Origin of the sequence: Cryobacterium sp. TMT2-14 (assembly GCF_004402465.1) — a bacterium.
In the GTDB taxonomy this organism is placed as follows: Bacteria; Actinomycetota; Actinomycetes; order Actinomycetales; family Microbacteriaceae; genus Cryobacterium; species Cryobacterium sandaracinum.
The window spans coordinates 36,312-42,421 of the sequence record NZ_SOFV01000036.1; the positions used below are offsets into that span (position 1 = coordinate 36,312).

At 69.6% G+C, this 6,110-nt stretch carries 4 protein-coding genes; 1 reads left to right on the forward strand and 3 read right to left on the reverse strand.

Annotated elements, in window-relative coordinates; genetic code table 11:
- Position 1: 1 nt before the first annotated feature.
- Positions 2–1,213 carry a spermidine/putrescine ABC transporter substrate-binding protein gene (locus E3O28_RS12835; protein WP_104100280.1) on the reverse strand — a complete coding sequence of 404 codons (1,212 nt, stop codon included), beginning with the start codon at positions 1,211–1,213 and terminating at the stop codon, positions 2–4.
- 360 nt (positions 1,214–1,573) lie between these two features.
- Between E3O28_RS12835 and ald the strand changes: the two genes are divergently transcribed.
- Positions 1,574–2,689: an alanine dehydrogenase gene (ald, locus tag E3O28_RS12840; protein ID WP_104100281.1), complete on the forward strand. Its 1,116-nt coding sequence runs from the start codon at positions 1,574–1,576 to the stop codon at positions 2,687–2,689.
- A gap of 78 nt (positions 2,690–2,767) precedes the next feature.
- Here the strand turns inward: ald and E3O28_RS12845 are convergent, their stop codons facing one another.
- Both E3O28_RS12845 and E3O28_RS16415 read right to left on the reverse strand, forming a co-directional pair.
- Positions 2,768–5,791, reverse strand: coding sequence for an FtsK/SpoIIIE domain-containing protein (locus E3O28_RS12845; protein WP_134416287.1), 3,024 nt, complete (start codon positions 5,789–5,791; stop codon positions 2,768–2,770).
- Positions 5,792–5,913: 122 nt separating this feature from the next.
- On the reverse strand, positions 5,914–6,110 hold a 197-nt coding region (locus tag E3O28_RS16415; protein WP_166784822.1), incomplete at its 5' end, for a hypothetical protein.

Here is a 6,110-nt window from a genome sequence, read left to right on the forward strand (position 1 = left end):
CCTACGAACCCAGCAGGATGCCCTGGAAGGCGGCGTCGTACTTTTGCTCCTCCGCGCCGGTCAGGGTGCGGAAGACGCGAGCCTTGGCCAGGGTCGTGTCGTCCGGGAAGATCAGCTGGTTGTTCGCGAGCTCGGGGTCGATCGCCATCGCGGCTTCCTTGGCGCCGGCGACGGGGGTGATGTAGTTCACGTAGGCGGCGACCTCGGCGGCGACGGCCGGGTCGTAGTAGTAGTCGATGAGTTTCTCGACATTCTTCTTGTGCGTGGAGCCGATCGGCACCAGAAAGTTGTCGTTCCAGAGGGTGCCGCCCTTGTCGGGGACCACAAACTCCCATTTGTCCCCGTTCTCGGCGTTGAGCTGCACGATGTCGCCGGACCAGACGATGGCGGCGAGGGTGTCCTCGTTGATGAGGTCTTCCTTGTACGCATTGCCCTTGATGTTGCGAACCTGGCCGTCGCCGACCTGTTTCTCCAGCACGTCGATCGCGGCGAAGAACTCGTCGTCGCCCCAGTCGCCCGCGATGTCGACACCCATGTCGAGCATGATCAGTCCCATGGTGTCGCGCATCTCGGACAGAACGCCGACCCGGCCCTTGAGGTCGGAGCTCCACAGGTCCTCGACCGAGGCGATGCCGTTCGGAAGTTTCTCCTTGTTCCAGCAGATGCCGGCGAACCCGCCCTGCCACGGCACGCTCATCTTGCGGCCGGGGTCGAAGCCCACGTCTTTCAGGGACGGGAGCAGGTTTTTCAAGTTGGGGATGTTGGCCTGGTCGAGTTCCTGGGTGTAGCCGAACCGGATCCAACGGCCGACCATCCAGTCGGTCAGGCAGACGGTGTCGGCGCCGATGTCCTGGCCGAGGGCGAGCTGGTCCTTGACCTTGCCGTAGTAGGTGTTGTTGTCGTCGACGGCCTCGGTGTACTCGACCTTGATGCCGGTTTCGGTCGTGAACGCATCCAGTGTGGGGTAGTCGCCGGCGTCATCGACGTCGATGTAGAGCGCCCAGTTGTCCCAGCGCACGAGCTTGCTGCTGTCGGACTCGTCGGGGGCGGCGGTGGGCTTCGTGGCCCCTCCGGTCGAGCATGCGGCGAGCGCCAGGGCTGCGGCCCCGCCACCGGCTCCGGCGAGCAGAGCGCGGCGCCCCATCGTGGTCGCCCGGGCCTGACGGACCAGCTGAGCGATCATGGGATCTGCGGGCAACGGCCTGGGCTTCATGGTCGGGTCTCCTTGCACTTCTCAGCGGATGAGCTCTCACAGCTTTCATTGCGAGTTGCTAGATACTTGCACAGGAGCGCCCCCTGCGCACCCAAGAGTGACCGAATCGTTAATTTCTGGTCAGATCACGCACGAAATCAGCACTCTATGGCGACACTCTCAATCGAAATGAGCTGTTCGGCGGCGGTAGGATTTCGCTCAGGCCAGAGTGGTCCACCGCCCGGAGGTCCACCGCCCGGAGGTCCATCGCTGAGGGTTTGAACCAATTCGACGGAGATTTTCACCATAAAGGCCGCTTTTGGCCCCAAAAACGGTTTTTGAATCAAAATCTCCGTCGAATTCGTTAGTCAAGGGAGCGCCATGAAGGTCGCAGTTCCGGCAGAAATCAAGAACAACGAGTTCCGGGTGGCGATCACCCCGGCCGGCGTACACGACCTCGTGGCGCACGGGCACGAGGTGTTGATCGAAACGGGGGCCGGGCTCGGCTCCGGGCTCAGCGACGAGAGCTATGCGGCGGCGGGCGCGACGATCATGCCGGATGCCGCGTCAACCTGGGCCGCCGCCGACCTGCTGCTCAAGGTAAAGGAGCCCGTGGCGAGCGAGTACGGTTATTTTCGCCCCGATCTGCTGCTGTTCACCTACCTGCACCTGGCCGCGGAACCAGCCCTGACCCGTGCGCTGCTGGAGGGCGGTGTCACCTCGATCGCCTACGAGACCGTGCAGCTGCCGACGCGGGCGCTGCCGCTGCTCGCGCCGATGAGCGAGGTTGCGGGCCGCCTGGCACCCATCGTCGGCGCCAACGCGATGCTCAAGCCCAACGGCGGACCGGGCCTGCTCGTGCCCGGGGTGCCCGGAACGCATCCGGCTCGGGTCACCGTGCTCGGCGGCGGTGTGGCCGGCACGGCAGCCATGCAGGTCGCCCTCGGGCTCGGCGCCCAGGTGACCGTGCTCGACACCAACCTGTTCCGCCTGCGCGAAATCGACGCGCTGTACTACGGGCGGGTGCAGACCATCGCCTCGAACAGCTACGAGATCGACCGGGCGCTGGTGTTGTCCGACCTGGTGATCGGATCGGTCCTGATCCCCGGGGCCAGGGCCCCCAAGCTGGTCAGCAACGAGCTCGTGTCCCGGATGAAGCCGGGCAGCGTGCTCGTGGACATCGCTGTGGATCAGGGTGGCTGCTTCGCCGATTCCCACCCGACGACGCACGCCGATCCGACGTTCACTGTGCATCAGTCCCTGTTCTACTGCGTGGCGAACATGCCCGGGGCCGTGCCGAGCACGTCCACCTATGCGCTCACCAACGCCACGCTTCCCTATGTTCGGCTGATCGCGAACCGAGGCTGGAAGGACGCGCTCCGAACGGATGCCGCGCTCGCTTTCGGCCTGTCCACGGTCGGCGGCCTCATCACCAGCGGCCCGGTCGCGAGTGCGCACTCGCTGCCGCTCCGCGGTCTGGTGGACGCGCTGGCCTGATCCACGGCGGGACGGCGGCGGGGCCGGCACCGCTGAACTGTGCTGCGGGACTGTGCTCCGGGACTTCGCGGCCGGCGGCTACACGACCTGGGCCCGCAGCGTGGCCCGGTGCACGGCGCCGTCCGGGCGCAGTACCCACACCCGACCTCGGTTGGGTGCCAACGGCGGAGGCAGGTCCCGGCGTCGGCTGATGGCCCGGTAGTCGGCCAGGCTGCAGCCGTCGAAGACCAGGTCCGCGTGCGGGCGCAGGGCACCCAGCAGGGACCACTGCGCCTGCCACGCGTCCACGTCTCCGACGAAGGCGGTGCCTGATTGTGACTCGCTCAGCCGGAGCGACGCGCCTGCCTGCGCGGCCTCCGCCAGCTCGCCGTGGGACACCGCCGCGAGGTCGACGACCCGCGCGCCGGGGACCGTTCCCAGCACTGCGGCCGAGCGGGACGGCGAGTCCGACACGACGAGAAGGGTCTGCCCGGGCCGCCCCAGGAGCGCGGCGGCATCCGTGCGTGGCTCGATGTCCCGCTGCGCCGCGACATCCGGGATTGCACCGCTCTGCTCCGGCGCGAGGAGCTGGATGCGATGGTCCTGCCAGCTCCCGCCGCCGGGCGGAAGGCGGTCGTCGAACAGGGCAGCCACTCCTCCGGCCGCGACGTGCTCGGCGACATCGGGCAGGCGCAGCACCAGCCGTCTCTGGCACAGGGCAGGCAGGGACTGCAGCGATCCGGTGAGCCTTTGCGCGGCGATGACGATCCGCAGGCCGCCCTCCGCGCCGTCGCGGAGCAGCCCGGCGAGCAGTTCGAGGGCCGCCGGACGGTGCTCCTGGTCCCAGCGGGCATGCACGCTATCGAAGTCGTCGAGAAGCAGCAGCCTGGCAGCCGGACTCCCGCCGGCGTCGAGGCATTGGCGCGCCTTGACGAGGCAGTCCCACACCGCCTCGACGTCCGCTCCGAGCAGCACGGCATCTCCAACGGGCGCGAACCCCGCCGCGACCGACGCAAGCGCAGTTGACTTGCCCGAGCGGGGACCGCCGATCACGAGCAGGCTGCCCTCGGCGATCGGCTCGTAGCGGGCCACCCGGTAGCGCTGCAGTTCCGGCTCGTCGAGCAAGCCCAGCAGACCGCCGGGCGCGGCACGAGCGTCGGGAACGGCACGGTCGTGCCCGGCCGCCACCGCGGCGCCGCCGAACGCACTCTCGTCGGCCGCCGTTCCGCCCGCGACGAGGGCGAGGAGGTCCTCGCGGCTTACCGTCTGAGGCAGCAGGTCGAGCCAGGGGCGCCGAGGGTTCGGCGCATCGGCGTCCGCGACTGCGAGGGAGCGGATCTCGCGCGGCGAGGTCGTCGCCACCTGGCAGAGCACGGGCCCCGAGGAGTCCGCGGCGATCAGGCAGCGGCCGGCTTGGTCCGCGCCGAGGGCCGCGGCCGCATCCGTGCCCAGCACCGCCACGCTGTCGGCGCGGTTGTTCACCCGCAGCGACACCCGCAGCGTGCAGTTGGCGAGCAGGGCGTCACGCACCACACCGGTGGGCCGCTGGGTGCAGAGGATCAGGTGCACGCCCAGCGACCGGCCCCGCGCGGCTATGTCGACGAACAGAGCGTGCAGGTCGGGGAATGCGGTGAGCATGGTCGCGAATTCGTCGACCACGATCACGAGCCGCGGAAGCGCCCCGCCGGCATCCTGCCTCCGCAGGTCCACGATGTCACGCGCGCCGGCACGCCCGAGTACGCGTTCGCGATACCGCAGCTCGGCGGCCAGGCTGGCCAGCGCCCGGGCGGCCTGGTGCACGTCCAGGTCGGTGATCAAACCCACGCAGTGGGGAAGGGCGCAGAGCGGGGCGAACGCGGCCCCACCCTTGAAATCGACCAGGAGGAACGTCACCTCGTCGGGGCCGGCCACCGCCGCCATCGCCGCCACCCAGGTCACCAGCAGTTCGCTTTTGCCGCTGCCGGTCGTGCCGCCGACGACCGCGTGCGGCCCTGCCCCGACCAGGTCGAGCGACACCTCCCCCGCTTCTCCCACCCCGATGACGCAACGGAGGTTCGGCGATTGGGGCTGCCCATGCGGTGCCCGATACCCGGGCTGGAAGCCAGAGAGCTCACCAAGGGCAACGGATGCGGGGACTCGCCGCGCATTCTGGACCAATCCAGCCGCCGAGGCCCGGGCGCTTAGCACGCGGGCGACCACGATCGCCTGTTCGACGGTGATCAGCTCGGGCCGGAAGCCACTCCCACAGGCGTGCACGCTGGAGCGCAGCACCTCAGCCCGGCCGGGACCCTGCAACCGCACGATGGTGTCGCAGCCCCACGGCAATTCGGCAAGAGTGCCGGCCAGGGCGACGACCAACCCCGACCCTTTGGGTGCCCCGCCCAGGGGTGCCCCGCCCGACTTGGGTGCCCCGCCCGACGGCGCCTGGCAGATCACGAGGCGGCGGGCGCAGGACTGCCCGGTGTCATGCGGGAGGGCGACCGCCCATTCCCAACCGCGATCAGGCACGGTGAGTCCGACCTGGTCTGGAGCCAAGGAGCAGGCCAGCTGCACCAGCAGCCCGCGGGCCAGCGCCTGCCCGAGCGACAGCGGTCCGACGATGCCGATACCACCGCCGGCATCAGCGTCGATCGGTGCCTCGGTGAGCGTGGCCGCCCAGTCGCGCACATCGCGATGCTCGTCGGGAGCGGCGCCACCGTCGAGGCGTAGCCCGCTGGGCACCGCACCGGAGCCCAGGCTCACGTCTGCTCCCGAACCGGTCCAACGGATGGCGGCGTGCGGGGCGGCGACGATGCTGTTGGCCGAGGGCGTGCGCCGCCAGTGCGCGCGAAGCAGCTCCTCATGGCGCAGGGCCACCTCGGCCCGCAGTGTCGCCAGTGCCTGCCCCTGGTCGAGGGCGTTGGTACGCCGGGTGCGGCGGCCCGTGCGCCGCGCGTCGAGCATGCCGGCCACGGCGATGACCGGGCCGAGCACCGCGAAGATCAGCACGAAGGCTGAGCCCGTGATCAGCCAGATCGCCCCGGCCGCGGCCAGCGGCGCCACGCTCGCGATGAGTGGGAAGCCAGGCGGCGGCAGGTCGGCCGGGCGGGTGGGGAGGGTCAGCGGGACATCGGCTCGGATCACCGCATCAGTCCATCACTCCGGAGGCAGGCGCCACCGCGCGCGCCGGCATCGGTCCCGGGATGACGGCCGGCCGGGTTGGGGAGGGGCCGGCTGAGTGAGTCCGAATCGATCGGTTGCATCGCTCACAGCGTCGAACGAATTCGACGGAGAATCTCGTTTGAAACTGCTTTTGCAAAGTATTTCGGGCTGTTTTGGGCAAAATCTCCGTCGAATTCGTTCGGGTCGATCGCGTCCGCATCGGCGGCGGCTCGGCGTCGGCTCGGCGGCGGCTCGGCGGCGGCAGCGGCGCGGCTCGGCGTCGGCTCGGCGCGGGCTCGGC